We start from the raw sequence: 14,169 nt of genomic DNA, 5'->3' as shown, positions 1-14,169 counted from the left end.
CAGGTTTTCGTTTAGGGGTAATTTAAAAAGTGTTACTATTTTATTCGCTGAAAGTAAAATGATAATATCTTTACTTAATTTTGACCTTTCACTTTGTTTTTCTTACGGTATTCTGTGGGTAAAATCCCATATCTTTCAAAAAAGATTTTAGAGAAATAACTTCGGCTTTTAAACCCTATATTGTAAACAATCTCGGATATTGAATCATTGCTGTTTTTTATATAATCTCGGGATATTTCGAGTTTTAACTGCCTCACATATTCATTTACCGATTTTGAATACAGTACTCTAAATCCAAGTTGTAATTTTTTTGTACTTAAACCTGCTCTTGTGGCCAGAGTATTAACAGAGAGGGGTTCTGAAATATTATCAACTATATATTCTGAAAGCCTATGAATCTTCTTTATATCGGATTTTGACAATGATTCTGGTAAGGTCATTCCACTTTCGTAATTATTTTGTTCTAACATTTGCATTGCAAGAATCAGGTTAAGCTGCCCCTCTATCGACAAAGTGCGTACAATACCACTTTCATAACTCTCCTGCAGCTGTCTGATTTGATCAGCAATTTTTAAATTAAAATTACCATAATGGTTATAGCTCGTTTCTGAGTCCCCATCTTGAAAAACATCTAATAAACTTTTACTTAAAAAGGAAAGGTTGTTATTTTTTCTTTTGGAAAATTCTTTTCTCAGAATGTAGATGAAGTTTACTTTGATTGCTACAGTTTTAGGAAAAATATAGGTCTCTTTTGAATTCTTCTTCGTAGATATTATGATGTTTTGATATCGCTCAAATGTAGAAATCTTATTATCTGTATTGTTTAGGTACTCTATATGACCTTCGGAAACAAAAATAAATTGGATCGGATTGGCTTTAGTAATGTTAAAGGTAATCTTTATGTCTTCAGTAAAATTAACATCATAATCTACCAAAGATACGCCCCAATCAAAGGCGATGCTGCGTATCATACCTTTGCCCAATTCGCTATCAAATTCTAATACATACTCTCCCCATTGTTCTTTCAGACTTCCGCTTAAATGATTTTTTAACTGCTTTAGGATTTCTGCACCTTCTATGCTATTAATTTCAATTTCTCGCATGCTACAAAAAAAATTCCAGACTTAATTTTTGGTTTTGTACAAAGAAATTGGATTTGCATTAAACACATTAACAATTTTGAAACTTATAATAACACTATTGACCTATTGTTCGGTAAAATTTATTGTCAAATTTTTTTTGAAGGAATGGAGGAGAAGGAGAATTAGAACTAATAGTTATGCAGACTGAGAATTATCTGTTTGATTTCTAACTTGATCTAAATATTGTTTGGGACTTATACCGTATTTTTTTTTGAATAATTTCGAAAAATAACTTCGTGAATTAATTCCTACTTTATATGTGATTTCGGTGATGTTTAAATTAGATGATTCGAGTAATTCTTTGGCTTTTTCAATTCTGTAATTTCGGATAAATTCGTTTACCGAAGTTTTGTATAATTGCTGGAAACCATTTTGTAGGGTATTTTGATTTAAACCTACACGTTTTGCCAGATTTACGATATTTTCCATACTTTCAATTTCATCTTCTATAATAGACACTGCTTTTTCTATCGCTTCAATCGTAGCTTGTCGTATGATAAGCCTTTTGTCAGGCTCGTTCAGATCATCTAAATATTGTTTTAATTGATAAGTTAATATTTCGTAAGCCTTTCCTTCAAGATATACCTGTCGCATAAAACCTGTGAGATCACATTCTGTAAATTCGGATATGAATTTTGAAATTTCCAAACTGTAATTGTTCTTATAATAAAACTGTTTAACACCATTAACATCGCGAAACAGATCTATTAAGTCTTTATTCATATCAGGCAAAAACGATTCTATTTTTTCTTCGAATAACTTTCTATTGATTTCCAAACTAAAGATGCAAATGGGAACATTAGCAGGTATTTTAAATATATGATTATTGGTTGGAGTACTGGCGACTATTGTGTTTTCAAGTCTACGAATTTCGCGCATTTGCTTACCTTCTTCAAAACCGTGAAAAAAACTGGATTCTCGATTGAAAATTATTTTCAATGGATGTATAACGCCTTTTTCAAGTTTGAAAACAAGTTCCTTTTTTAGCAAGTAATCTGTTTCTACGACACCAACCCCAAAATCAAATTGAAAAGAACGAACATAACCTGATCCTATTTCTTCGGGCAAATGTACACAGTATTCATGATGAGATTGCTCATAATCTACCTCTAAACTATTTGCTAAATCAATAACAACATTATGTATGTTTTGATCTTGTACCTCTATTTTTTTCTTCATGGGTTGGTTGTTTAGCGCAGTATATGTCTAAAGATACCTTTATTTTTTAACAAAACTGAATGAAAATACCCTTAAATGTGATGGAGTTAAGAATCCTAGTGATGCAGTTAAGTTTCCAGTTTATATATGATGATCTTTACAATGTTAAACATGAGAATCAAAAACTCATTTAAAAACAGAGTATTAATTTAAAAACCTATCAATATGTTACGTTGGACAGTCATTTTTATCATTTTAGCAGTAGTTGCAGGAATATTTGGATTTGGTGGTATCGCCGCTGGTGCCGCAAGCATCGCGAAAATTCTATTTTTCATTTTTATTGTACTATTTATAGTATCACTAATCTTTGGGAAAAGATTTAAAGCATAACCAACCTTAAAATGTATTAATATCATGAAAAAAATACTAATATCAATATGTTCTTTAGTATTCGTTGCTACAATATTAACAAGTTGTAGAGAGAAAAAAAGTACTGGAGAAAAAGTCGAAGACGCTGTAGAAGAGGTAGGAGAAAGTGTAGAAGAAGGGGCAGAAGAGATAAAGGATGAGATTGACGATGCTACAGATGAGAATTAAAAGAAAATAGGAAAAGTTATTTGGAATTGATAAACGGGCATTGTCTGAGCGTAGATTTTTACCCGTTTATTTACTATAAAATATGATCTAACTTTATATTCAATGAGAAAAATGTCCATTAAGATATGCGGAATCTAGACCCTGTAAAAACAGTTAAGTTTGTTATCAAGATGTTCTTCATATTGTTTGTATTTATGTGCGCTTATTTTTTAATGGTTTTTGATTCGGTAGGGTACTAATTCTGTAAGCTAAGGATAAAATTAACGATCGATACAACATATTTCGAAATAATTAAAAATTAAGAGATGTCCTCCGTAAAAGATTCTTCAGCTTTTGCTATTAGCGATTTCAGTAAAAAAATCATCAAAGCAACCAGCATTGTTATCATAATGGTACTGTGCACAATTTTAGTATTGAAGGGTTTTAAGGTAATTCTACTCATTCTAGCCGGTATTTTGTTTGCAACATTTTTTAGAGGAATTGCATCTGCAATCAAATCAAAATTACCCGTTGGAGATGGTTTTTCACTCTTTATCGCTACGACTTCGGTATTGTTGATGTTTTCAATTATTTTATATGTTTTATTACCCCGAGTGTCTTCACAATTACAAACTTTAGAAAAAGAATTACCTGTTGCTGCCAAGGAAACTCGTACAAAACTAGAATCCACACAGGTTGGATATTGGGTGATTCAGCAAGCCAGTATTTATAAAAAAAAATATGAGAGAGATAGTGAACGGTTAACCTTATTTTTTAGTTCGTTTTTTGGCGGATTAGCAGATGTGTATATCATCTTTTTCCTCGGTATCTTTTTTATGATTCAACCAAGAATTTACAAGAATGGCATTGTTTTATTATTTCCAAAAGCCAAACGAGAACGTGCTGATCAGGTTTTACTAACTATCGGATATACATTAAAACAATGGTTATTGGGTAAATTATTCTCTATGTTAGTTGTTGGAATTTTGACAGGTATTGGATTAACAATTCTGGGAATTCCTCTAGCATTAACATTAGGCATTTTTGCTGCATTAATAACTTTTATTCCTAATTTTGGTCCTATTATTTCTCTAGTCCCAGCATTCTTACTTGCCTTTACTAAGGGAACCGACTATGCAGTTTATGTCTGTATTCTTTATGCTGCTATACAAGCGTTAGAAAGTAATGTTATTACTCCACTAATTCAGCATAAAATGATATCATTTCCGCTGGCAATGATATTGATAGCACAAGTTATTTTAGGAATTTTCACCGGAGTCCTTGGACTTATTTTAGCTGTTCCAGTGGTTGCGATTATAATAGTCTTAGTAAAAATGGTGTATATTGAGGATATTCTGGGAGATTATGCAATTGAAGTAAAGGGAGAAGATAAATTTGTCGATAAAGAAGTTGAATATCAAAAATTAGAACAATGAGTAAAAAGAAACTAAAAAAAGATGAAAAAGAGAAGTTATCGAGTCAACTAGAAATGCCTGAGAAAAAAGCTCCGTTCGAAGAAATTAAAGAAGCAATGGATAAGGAGAAGAAAAAAGATGAATAATTTGAATAGAAAAGGATTGAAAAAAAATGAACGTAAAGAACCCACAAAAAGCCACTTAGTGATTTAGGAAAATCCACAAAAAAACCTTAATAAGCCGAGCTTAGAGACAGAAACAATTATAGAAAAAAGAAGAAGTGATATCACTTCTCTTTTTCATTCGCAGGATCCCTCGATACTCCGGCACTATCAGGTTCGATAAATTTCAAAAAGTCTGTTGGGTCATTGAGCATATAAAAATTCTCTCCTTTAATTAAAACAGAGAATTTTACAAGTTGAGGATGTTGCGCTATTAGGGTAAGCCAATCTTGATCTTTAAGATCTACCTTATCGCTATATAGTTTTTTAAAGTCCGGGTGATCCGGATTGATTATGTTTTTGACTTCTATATCTAATTTGTTAGCTATCTCTGCCCATTGAGTAGGTGTTACCGAAGTATTTACAGTATCGATGGTCCTGATTTCCTTTTTTGAGTCACTCACATATGCATACGTTTGTTTTCCGATAGAAGTATTAGAATTATAAATTAATGTAATTTGTTTTTTATTTGTTGAAAATATTCCCATGACGATTTTGTATTTTTAATACAAAATACAGCTACTAATAAAGAATTAAGAATGCGATTCCGATAAATATTAATGCATTCGATAAAAAAACTTAGACCAAATGATCGTTCTGATAATTGTCTACGGAATTTTGACATTGCTGTCCATTTTCCATATCATTTTATATGGATCCAGGCCTGTGAAATCATTAAGTTGGCTACTAATTGTTCTGATATTTCCGTTTATCGGAATCCTCTTGTATATCGTCTTCGGTATCAACCGCAGAAGAATAAAAATTTACACATTAAAGCAAACTATAAGAAGACGCCTTTATGACTATAACTTTAGAGATCATAAAATTAAAGAACCTAAGCTTGAGTTTGAAGATAAGCAACGTAAAAAGCTATCCAGACTACTAAGAACAAGTTCTAATTTTGCCACACAACAGGATAATGAAGTAGCGGTCCTTTATAATGGAAAAAAAACATTTGACATTATTTTTGAAGAATTACAAAAAGCCGAAAGATTTATACACGTACAGTACTACATTTTTGAAGAAGGAGAGCTGTTGGATAAATTATACGACTTATTTAAAAGCAAAATAGAACAGGGTATAGAAGTACGAATATTGTATGATGCTATAGGAAGTTATTCTTTCCGGGAAAAATCGGCCAAAAAGTTTAAAAAAATTGGAGCAAAAGTATATCCGATTCTGCCATTAAATTTCGGAAGCTTTTTATACACCCTTAATTACAGAAATCACAGGAAAATTATTGTTATTGATGGGAAAGTTGGTTTTACGGGTGGAGTTAATATTTCTGATAAATATATTAAACCAGAATCTGAGTTAGGTATCTGGGATGATACGCATGTATTGCTCAGGGGGCCAGTAGTAGATAATTTACATAGAGTTTTTATTAAAGATTATTATTTTGCTAGTAACAAAGAACTACTGTTAAAAGATGAATACTTGCCTGATATTGAAAAACAAGGCGATATTCCGGTTCAAATAGTGGCAGGTGGCCCCGATGCAGATCACCCATCTATCATGCAACAATATATTGCCATGATCAACCTGGCAGAAGACTATATTTATATTTCTAATCCCTATTTTATTCCGAATAGTGCAATGTTAGAAGCATTAAGGATATCAGCCCTAAGTGGCGTAAATATAAAGTTATTGGTGCCCAAAAAATCTGATTCCTGGCTCGCTAAACACAGTATGCTTTCTTTTTTTGAAGAATTACTTTTTCTGGGTATAGAGATATATCAACAAAAAGATGATTTCTTACATAGCAAGGTTATTGTAATGGATGGTAAAATGGCTTCTGTAGGATCGGGTAATTTTGATCATCGCAGTTTTGAGCACAATTTTGAAACCAACGCACTTATCTATAATAACAAAATTGCTGAAGGTATTTGTAAAAACTTTATTGAAGACTGTGAAAAAGGAACTGCTTTGGATTATGAAACGTATAAAAAACGTTCCTTACGAAGAAAGTTATCAGAAGGTGTTGCTCGATTTTTTAGTCCGCTTTTATAAACCAATATTGAATTCTTAATTCCGGTAGCGAATCAAATTCTTAATTTTTGTTAAACATTTTTTTGAGTTAAAGACTCGACTTTTTGAGTTCATCCAGAGCAAATATTGGCGGTAGTTTTGAACTGTAATATTTAATAACCAAAAACTCAAAAAAATTAAAAAGATTACAGTAGCATTAGTCTTTACTTTCTGCGTAACGTTAGCGCAAGCTCAACAGGATACCGATAACAAAGTTCAATTTGGTGCCCGTGCCGGGGTTAATTTTTCAACGATTACCGGAGATGATTTTGAAGACCCAAATTCCAGAACAAGCTTTTATGCAGGACTGGTAGCCGAAAGCTTTATCTCAGAAAAATTTGCATTACAAGGCGAAATTTTTTATTCTGGTCAAGGATTTGATATTGAAGAAACAACCTTTGCCGGTGTTACTGTTTCTCCTGCTGTCGAATTTCAGGTTGACTATATTCAAGTACCTTTGTTGGCTAAAATTTATCTTATTGAAGGACTAAATATTCATGCAGGACCTCAGTTTGGCTTCAAGATTAATGAAGAAGTAGATACAGATCCTACAGGTGATGGTGGGGATTTTGACACGGATAGAATTAAGGATTTTGATTTTCAGTTGGCTGCCGGAGCCGAATTTAAATTGACATCTGGCTTTTTTATACAAGCCAGATATAACTACGGATTTTCAGAAGTTGTCGAAGATAGTGACGCACATAATGCTACCTTCTCTGCGGGTATAGGATTTATGTTCTAATATAATTTTTCAGAATAAGTAATAATAAACAAAAAGCTTGTCCTATTCTTGGGATAAGCTTTTTGAGTTAATAACTGATGGATTTGAGCTAATAAAAGCCTAGAGTTAAAAGTATTTTCCAAGATGAATAGTCAACTCTTGGAATCATGAAAATCACAATCATTATTTTATTTATAATCAACACTGTAAACTTATTTTCTCAAGATTATGATTACCCATTGTCTTCAAGCCGGTTTGGAATTAAAGCTGGAGTAAATTTCGCAGGTGTACTATCAGAAAATTTTGAAAATACAGATTTTAGAACTGGTTTTAATATTGGATTAACTGTAGAAGGAATGATTACTGAGAAATTTGGATTTCAAATCGAGGGCTTTTATTCGCAACAAGGCTTTGAATTAGACCAATCAGTAGGGAATAGATTATCAGTAAAAATTGACTATATTCAATTACCAATATTGGCCAAAGCTTATTTTTTCAAAGGCTTTAATATGCAAGCAGGAATACAAATGGGTTTTAAAGTTCACGAAAATATTGATGCTAATTTTGCAGATTTTGCTACCGAAGAAATGTACAACTTCGATTTTCAACTGATCTTTGGATTAGAATATATATTTAAAAATGGTTTTTTTATTCAAGTACGATATAGTTATGGTTTATCAGAAATTATAGATGGATCAGAAATTAGTAGCTCAGTGCTATCTACAGGAGTTGGTTTTATGCTCTATTAGATACCGTTAAATTTTTAATTTTATCCCAGCCCTAAGATAAAAGCTATTTTGATCATTAATAGTTAATACATCTTCTCGATCTTTATTGCGTAAACGTATATCATTTATTATTGTAAATCCGGTATATGTATAAAACAGTAGATGTTTGGTAAAATAATGTTCATATCCAATCCCAGCTAAGGCGGTAGTCATCGAGATATTAGCAGCACTTCTAATATCTTGTTCTTGTTGATTAAAAAACACCTGATTATTTTGAATATTTGCAAAAAAACCATCTAGAGTTACTAAACCTTGAATTATATTTCTTTCATTAAAATAATATTTGATATTGGTCTTGGGAACTCCTAATACAAAAGACCAGGATGGGTCAAATCGTCTGTAATAATTTATAAAAGGAAGGGGGAAGGGTCTACCTGCGGTCGTCGAATATCGTAACCCTAGCACCAAACGCCATGGTTTAAATATATTTTCTCTCATCTTGTTTTTTACAAAATAAAAGGATCCTGTAAACAAAAGATCGTCTGAGATGAGTTTGTTTTGTTCAAAATTTGAAGCGGCAATTAATCCACTACGCACAGCAAATCGCCAGTTATTTTTTAATTTAAAGGTGATACCAACATTTACTTCGAAAGAACTAAATCTTTCCAGGTTATCTGTATTAAAAGATGTCTCATCTCTGTAGAGGAAATTTACGTTGCGATACTCAATTCCGGTAACAAAATAGCTTCCTTTATTGTTTAATTTTACAGGAAAATTAGCAAGAGCTCTAAATCTCCTAAATGAATTGTCACTATCTCTTTGTGGGAAATACGTGTATTCTGTTCTGGCTAAATCAGAAACCTGAGATTTTATCGACCAAAAGGACAACAGAATTATTATCAAAACGAATATATCTCGCATTTAGCTTAAAATTTAAAAGTAAATGCAAAAGAGAATCGAGCTCCGTCTTCTCCCGTAAACAAATTGAATGTACCATTAATTGCATCTGCACTATTCACCCAAAAACCGCCACCTACATCGCTATGCCATTGGTTGGTATCGCCAGTTCCTTGGAGCCACACCCTACCAGTATCTGCTCCGGCAAAAAGACCAATCTGAAGTGGAAGTATTCTGGTTTTAAATTGATTAAAGCTGTATCGAATATCTGCACTTCCTGCCAAAGCCGACTGTCCTGAGAAACGTTGATTACGATAACCTCGTAGTAAATTTTCTCCTCCGATTTGGGCGGATTGATAAAATTCGAATAATCGTCCAATATTAAATTGGCCTTGTACTGCGGTTTTTAAAACCCATTTCCGATTACGCGACAACCCATTATAGAAGCTCAAATGCGGTTTAATGTATCCAAATGTTCTTTCAGTATTATCAATATTCATTCTTCCTCCGACATTAAATTCAAATTTCATTCCTCTAGTGGGATTCATAGTTACATCATAACTTTCGTATCGGTACGTACCATCCAGTCCTGCAAACCATTTTCTATCAAAAATTTCTGGGTCATCAAAATTGATTTCCGTCGTAATAAAACGACCTGCAGTGTCATCAACTCGTATACCTTCAAAAGAGGCATTATATTCGAAATAACTTCCCAATCTTCCATTTTTTACAGCACCTATTAAGGCGCGATACGTACTTAATTTTACACGGTTATAATCAAAATCTAATTCATCCTGATTGTTATCGGTATCGTTTCCGAATCCAAAAAAGTTAACAGCAAAATTCGGACTTGTATATCTCGCACCCAACAAAAGATTATAATCTCCAAACACTCCCGAAAATTCGCCTCTGTACTCAAGATCGAATCCTTGCGTAGCGAAATAATATGCTCCAGAAATTTTATGGCTAGCTGTAAATGGATTTTGTTGAAATCCTTTTATAGAAATTAGAGCTGTAGGGCCTATTCGAAAACCGTCATCAGGATTAAACCCAATGGCCGGAATTACAGAAGTAGTTTTTAAAACATCCTCGTCTTTGTTAAAATGATTTATTCTATAATTATCGGTAAACATGACTTTAGCGCTTCCTTTTCTTTCAATAGTATTGGGTTTGCTTTTATGATCATATATTTTGGTGCGACGTCCTTTTTTAATGTTGTAAACATCATTATTCTGTCCTCCGATAATTCTTAGTCTTATAGGATTATCTGGTTTTCCGTAGACTTCAAAAACATCATCATCATCTAACCCATAAACCCATATCTCTTTAGTATCTTTTCGATCATAAACCCGGTTACTTACAATATCAGCTTTTTCTCCACCTTTAATCCTATAGATTGTGATTTTGGTTTTTCCATTTTTTTGACGCTCTATATCAATAAAATCATCCTTGTCGGTACCTGTTACTATAACGAGATCTGATAGATAATCATAGTATCGATTTGCAATATCGGCAATACTATTTCTCCTTTGTTTTAAATTGTTTTTGATGTTTTCTAGATCTTTACCTTCAGCTTCTGGAGGGATATTTTTGAAAGCATTTTCGATGACTTTATCCGAAAGATTTTCTTTAATGTATTCGGCTTGCATTATCCATTCGTCTCGTCCACTATTTTTAATCAGAGTGCGATCAAGACGAGTAGCAGATACGTTTAACCATTTTACATCTTTTAATTCTGCATCATACATCTGAAACTGATTAGCAAAACCGAGTAATCCGCGCAATGCTCCCATAAATCCACCGTCAAAATTTGAAAATGCCTGATCACGATCACGTGGTATTGGTTTAAATAGATGGTCACCATTGTCTAGTTCATATTCTGCCCATCGCCATTGGTCTTGATGACGGTCCCAATCACCAATGAGCATATCAAATAACCTTGCTCTGATATAGGAAGGTTCATCAATTTTATATTTTTCATCCCTTCTTAATCTTTCATATACATCTACAGTACTTTCGATGTCATTTGGTTTTCCAAAAGAAGCTAGATTCTTATGATTTTCTTCTGGTCTTTCTACGATCATGTATAATTCATCTCCATGATCTATATTATATTTCCCTAGGGCTTTTTGTTTTGGAACGTAATAGATTTTTGGATTGGTATGAAATACCCCTATGGCATCTGATAATTCGGGAATAACTGTAAATATATAAGGATGAGATGCTGTATAAAAATCCTTTAAGATATCTTCTGATACTGTATTTTCGAGTGATTCTTCGATGTAATTATCTTTAAACACTGTAGACTGAAGGAATTTTACACCACTCTTTTTTAAGGCTCTCATATTATATTCTCGTCCATCTTTGGTTTTTAGGCGCAGGGATCTTGTTTGATGCCCACCACCTCTAAGCACTACTTCAAGACCTCCGTATAAAGTATCCAGAAGGGCTACTTTAGCATTGATTTTAGTACCATATAGCTCTCGGTAGTGGTCTCCCCATATACTTTCGTAAAATCCGGTACGTTCTGTAGATTCTGGTTTGTAGACCGATGCCTTAACCGTAGTACGATTTACTGATGGAATATTCTCCAGATCATATTCTGCAAATGGCTTGTATATTTCTTTCTTATAAAGAAGTTGAGGTTCGTTATTTTTACTCTCAAAATACGATACCCAGGAAGAGCCGTCTTTATAAATATCCAATCGTGCAAACCCCTGTCCTCCATAAGCAAAAAGCCCATCATTGCTTAGGGTAGCATATGAATTTTTAGCCCCAGCACCTGAGACAATTTGTTTAATCCCTTCATGTTCTATGTACTGCAACGAATGCTCATGACCAGAAGCAAAAATGATTCTTTCGGCACCTTTTGCCAAGGTCTCTAATCTTCGAACCAGTGATTTATATTGCTTGTTTTGATTATCTTGAGTAGAAATAGCGCCCGCTGTGCGTATTTGCATGGCAAGAGAACCTAAAACAGGTAATGGTATCTTTTTTTGTGAAGGATATAAGTGTTTTACAGGAGCATATTGACCCCCGTGAACACCATTAGTATACAGTGGATGATGTAATGCAAAAAGAATCGTTTTGTTCTGATTTTTTTTAAATTCACTTTCAACTTCCAACAACATGGCTTCCCTGGTTTTTATTTCAGGACAATTATCATTAATGGTCGGATGTTTATCCCAATCTTCTAGGTACCATTGTGAATCTAAAATGATTAGCTGAATGTTTTTGCTGATCTCTATACTTTCCAACGCACACCCGGTTTTGGGTTTTAAAAGCTTTTTGTCATCCAATTTATCTTCAAAATACTTCTCTTCGCGTTCTAAGCCCTTTAATCCTTCATTATACCAATCATGATTACCGGGAATAAAATACACCTGACCCTCAAAATCTTGCACCGCTTCGATTTGTGCATCCAAACGATGTTCTGCAATGGCTCTATCTTTCTTATCTTTTTTAGGCATCCCGTCTGGGTAAATATTATCACCTAGAAAAATAGTATAATTTCCTTTCTGTTTATTATCATTAAGATATTTGCGTAAAGCTAGTAGGGCAGGAGTACTCTGTCCTGCGTTTGCATAACCTGCATCCCCGATAAGGTAGAATGTCTTCTCAATTTCACCTTCTTTGGTAACGGTTTTACCAAAATTTTCTCTATACTTTGGTTCATAAAGTGCACAACTCGAAATAAATAAGGTGAACCATAATAGTATGAAGTATTTGTAATTCATAAGACATTTTTTAGTTTGAAATTGTTTCTGAGACGAAGGTTTCCCATTCTGAAAACTTCTCTTCAGACATTACTCGTTCCATTTTTACCTGCCCACCTTTTTTCTTTTGTCCTCCACTCCATTCTGCAAAAATTTCTACGGGAACTTTGGTGACTTTCACCCCTTTAAGAGCTTTATTTCGGGCAACCTTGTAATTTTTATTTGCATTTTTTAAGCTCTGGTCTAAAGCCTCTGCCAGGGTTTGATTATCAGCAGTGGTTTCTGTCCCTAAATACCAATGATGGTTAAACTCACCATCAATTCGAGTAGCAGCCAAAGTAAACTCAGGGATTTCTGTGTTAAACTTTTCTTCAACTTCTCGTAATGCAGCATTCATTTTGTTTACCGAAAGTTGTGATCCTACTACGTTTAGAAAAAATTTAGTTCGCCCCGTAATTCTAATTTCGGCACGCTCTACATCAGTAAATTCGATAGTATCTCCAATAATATATCTCCAGGTACCAGAGACTGTGCTGATAATTAACACATAATCCTGGTTTGTTTCTACTCTTTCAAGCGTAATAGAAGGAGCGTCTTGTTTAAGAGAGCCATCTTGATTTATATATTCTGGCTGGAAGGGAACAAACTCGAAATAAATACCATTATCGGTAATCAATTTCATTGCATCAGTTTCTGGGCGCTCTTGATATGCAATAAACCCTTCTGAGGCTAAATAGGTGTCTATTACGGTGATTGGATGTGCTAAGAGTTTATTGAAACTTTTTTCATACGGAGCAAAAGCCACTCCGCCGGATGTATATACCTGAAGATTTGGCCATATTTGGTGAATATTCTCTACATTATGATAATCAATAACCTTTTGTAACATGAGTTCCATCCAAGACGGTATCCCACTAAGTGCGCCAATATCCCAATCTTTTGCTCGCTCTGCAATACGTTGTACTCTAGTATCCCAATCATCTATTTGTGCAATTTTTTTTCCGGGTTTATAATACCCTTCAAACCAAAAAGGAATATTACTAGCACTGATACCACTAATTTCTCCTTCTAGATGACCGTCTCTCTCTACTAAGTCGGTAGAACTGCCCAACATCATAATTTCTTTCTCAAAAAAAGAAGCGGGAAGATCAAAATTAGACAATGCTTCAACCTGTTTGATCCCAGCTTTTCTTATAGCCTCGATCATATCATTAGTCACAGGGATTCGTTTACTTTTTTTACCCGTTGTTCCCGAGCTGAGTGCAAAATAATCCGGGCTTCCCGGCCAAGTAATATTTTCTTCTCCCGCTATTACCCTATGCCACCATTCGTCATACAGTTGATGGTAATCAAAATGAGGCACTTCTTTGGCGAAATCTTCCCGAATCTCATCTGATTGGAGAATGAGTTCAAAACCATATTTTTTTCCAAATTCTGTATTAGATGCTTTTTTCAATAAATGAGAAAGTACTTTTTCCTGTGCTTCTATATGATTGGCTTCTGAGGATAAAGCTCCTTTCAATTCAATAGCTCCCTTGATAATACTTCCTATAATTTCCATATATTT

13 protein-coding genes are annotated in these 14,169 nt (G+C 33.7%); 7 read left to right on the top strand and 6 right to left on the bottom strand.

Annotated features, from left to right (window positions below):
• Positions 1-74: 74 nt before the first annotated feature.
• Positions 75-1,103, bottom strand: a complete 1,029-nt coding sequence (locus U6A24_RS10695; protein ID WP_324179961.1) for an AraC family transcriptional regulator — start codon at positions 1,101-1,103, stop codon at positions 75-77.
• A 174-nt stretch (positions 1,104-1,277) separates the two neighbouring features.
• Positions 1,278-2,321, bottom strand: a complete 1,044-nt coding sequence (locus U6A24_RS10690; RefSeq protein ID WP_324179960.1) for a helix-turn-helix domain-containing protein — start codon at positions 2,319-2,321, stop codon at positions 1,278-1,280.
• Positions 2,322-2,525: 204 nt separating this feature from the next.
• Here U6A24_RS10690 and U6A24_RS10685 point away from each other — a divergent pair, with 204 nt between their 5' ends.
• The 4 genes from U6A24_RS10685 (at position 2,526) to U6A24_RS10670 (ending at position 4,437) form a co-directional block, all read left to right on the top strand.
• Positions 2,526-2,690 carry a DUF1328 domain-containing protein gene (locus tag U6A24_RS10685; protein ID WP_324179959.1) on the top strand — a complete coding sequence of 55 codons (165 nt, stop codon included), beginning with the start codon at positions 2,526-2,528 and terminating at the stop codon, positions 2,688-2,690.
• A 24-nt stretch (positions 2,691-2,714) separates the two neighbouring features.
• Complete coding sequence (locus U6A24_RS10680) at positions 2,715-2,897, top strand: hypothetical protein (RefSeq protein WP_324179958.1); 183 nt, start codon at positions 2,715-2,717, stop codon at positions 2,895-2,897.
• A 305-nt stretch (positions 2,898-3,202) separates the two neighbouring features.
• Positions 3,203-4,312, top strand: coding sequence for an AI-2E family transporter (locus U6A24_RS10675; protein WP_324179957.1), 1,110 nt, complete (start codon positions 3,203-3,205; stop codon positions 4,310-4,312).
• Positions 4,309-4,437 carry a hypothetical protein gene (locus U6A24_RS10670; protein WP_324179956.1) on the top strand — a complete coding sequence of 43 codons (129 nt, stop codon included), beginning with the start codon at positions 4,309-4,311 and terminating at the stop codon, positions 4,435-4,437. Before U6A24_RS10675 ends, U6A24_RS10670 begins: the two co-directional genes overlap by 4 nt.
• A 140-nt stretch (positions 4,438-4,577) precedes the next feature.
• On the opposite strand, the gene U6A24_RS10665 is transcribed toward U6A24_RS10670, so the two are convergent.
• The gene (locus U6A24_RS10665; RefSeq protein WP_324179955.1) at positions 4,578-5,000 is read right to left on the bottom strand and encodes an arsenate reductase family protein; all 423 of its coding nucleotides are present in this window, start codon (positions 4,998-5,000) and stop codon (positions 4,578-4,580) included.
• A 100-nt stretch (positions 5,001-5,100) separates the two neighbouring features.
• On the opposite strand from U6A24_RS10665, the gene cls reads away from it, so the two are divergent.
• The 3 genes from cls to U6A24_RS10650 all read left to right on the top strand — a co-directional run bounded on the left by cls (position 5,101) and on the right by U6A24_RS10650 (position 8,010).
• Positions 5,101-6,522 (top strand): cardiolipin synthase, encoded by a 1,422-nt coding sequence (gene cls, locus U6A24_RS10660; RefSeq protein ID WP_324179954.1) that lies wholly within the window; start codon positions 5,101-5,103, stop codon positions 6,520-6,522.
• A gap of 154 nt (positions 6,523-6,676) precedes the next feature.
• Positions 6,677-7,282, top strand: a complete 606-nt coding sequence (locus U6A24_RS10655) for a porin family protein (protein ID WP_425547606.1) — start codon at positions 6,677-6,679, stop codon at positions 7,280-7,282.
• 146 nt (positions 7,283-7,428) lie between these two features.
• Positions 7,429-8,010, top strand: coding sequence for a porin family protein (locus U6A24_RS10650; protein ID WP_324179953.1), 582 nt, complete (start codon positions 7,429-7,431; stop codon positions 8,008-8,010).
• A 6-nt stretch (positions 8,011-8,016) separates the two neighbouring features.
• On the opposite strand, the gene U6A24_RS10645 is transcribed toward U6A24_RS10650, so the two are convergent.
• Genes U6A24_RS10645 through U6A24_RS10635 form a run of 3 tightly spaced genes read right to left on the bottom strand, consistent with a single transcriptional unit; the run spans position 8,017 to position 14,163 of the window.
• Positions 8,017-8,910 (bottom strand): DUF6268 family outer membrane beta-barrel protein, encoded by an 894-nt coding sequence (locus U6A24_RS10645; protein ID WP_324179952.1) that lies wholly within the window; start codon positions 8,908-8,910, stop codon positions 8,017-8,019.
• Between the two features lie 5 nt (positions 8,911-8,915).
• Positions 8,916-12,623, bottom strand: coding sequence for a metallophosphoesterase (locus U6A24_RS10640; protein WP_324179951.1), 3,708 nt, complete (start codon positions 12,621-12,623; stop codon positions 8,916-8,918).
• A gap of 10 nt (positions 12,624-12,633) precedes the next feature.
• Positions 12,634-14,163: a GH3 family domain-containing protein gene (locus U6A24_RS10635; RefSeq protein ID WP_324179950.1), complete on the bottom strand. Its 1,530-nt coding sequence runs from the start codon at positions 14,161-14,163 to the stop codon at positions 12,634-12,636.
• Positions 14,164-14,169: the final 6 nt, after the last annotated feature.

Origin of the sequence: Aquimarina gracilis, from assembly GCF_035285365.1 — a bacterium.
Taxonomy (GTDB): Bacteria; Bacteroidota; Bacteroidia; order Flavobacteriales; family Flavobacteriaceae; genus Aquimarina; species Aquimarina gracilis.
The sequence above is the reverse complement of the archived record's forward strand: the minus strand, read 5'-3'. Positions and strand labels throughout refer to the sequence as shown.

Excerpts from the sequence above, each read along its gene's own strand:
- U6A24_RS10695 (WP_324179961.1), bottom strand. The coding sequence starts at position 1,103 with ATGCGAGAAATTGAAATTAATAGCATAGAAGGTGCAGAAATCCTAAAG.
- U6A24_RS10690 (WP_324179960.1), bottom strand. The coding sequence starts at position 2,321 with ATGAAGAAAAAAATAGAGGTACAAGATCAAAACATACATAATGTTGTT.
- U6A24_RS10685 (WP_324179959.1), top strand. The coding sequence starts at position 2,526 with ATGTTACGTTGGACAGTCATTTTTATCATTTTAGCAGTAGTTGCAGGA.
- U6A24_RS10680 (WP_324179958.1), top strand. The coding sequence starts at position 2,715 with ATGAAAAAAATACTAATATCAATATGTTCTTTAGTATTCGTTGCTACA.
- U6A24_RS10675 (WP_324179957.1), top strand. The coding sequence starts at position 3,203 with ATGTCCTCCGTAAAAGATTCTTCAGCTTTTGCTATTAGCGATTTCAGT.
- U6A24_RS10670 (WP_324179956.1), top strand. The coding sequence starts at position 4,309 with ATGAGTAAAAAGAAACTAAAAAAAGATGAAAAAGAGAAGTTATCGAGT.
- U6A24_RS10665 (WP_324179955.1), bottom strand. The coding sequence starts at position 5,000 with ATGGGAATATTTTCAACAAATAAAAAACAAATTACATTAATTTATAAT.
- cls (WP_324179954.1), top strand. The coding sequence starts at position 5,101 with ATGATCGTTCTGATAATTGTCTACGGAATTTTGACATTGCTGTCCATT.
- U6A24_RS10650 (WP_324179953.1), top strand. The coding sequence starts at position 7,429 with ATGAAAATCACAATCATTATTTTATTTATAATCAACACTGTAAACTTA.
- U6A24_RS10645 (WP_324179952.1), bottom strand. The coding sequence starts at position 8,910 with ATGCGAGATATATTCGTTTTGATAATAATTCTGTTGTCCTTTTGGTCG.
- U6A24_RS10640 (WP_324179951.1), bottom strand. The coding sequence starts at position 12,623 with ATGAATTACAAATACTTCATACTATTATGGTTCACCTTATTTATTTCG.
- U6A24_RS10635 (WP_324179950.1), bottom strand. The coding sequence starts at position 14,163 with ATGGAAATTATAGGAAGTATTATCAAGGGAGCTATTGAATTGAAAGGA.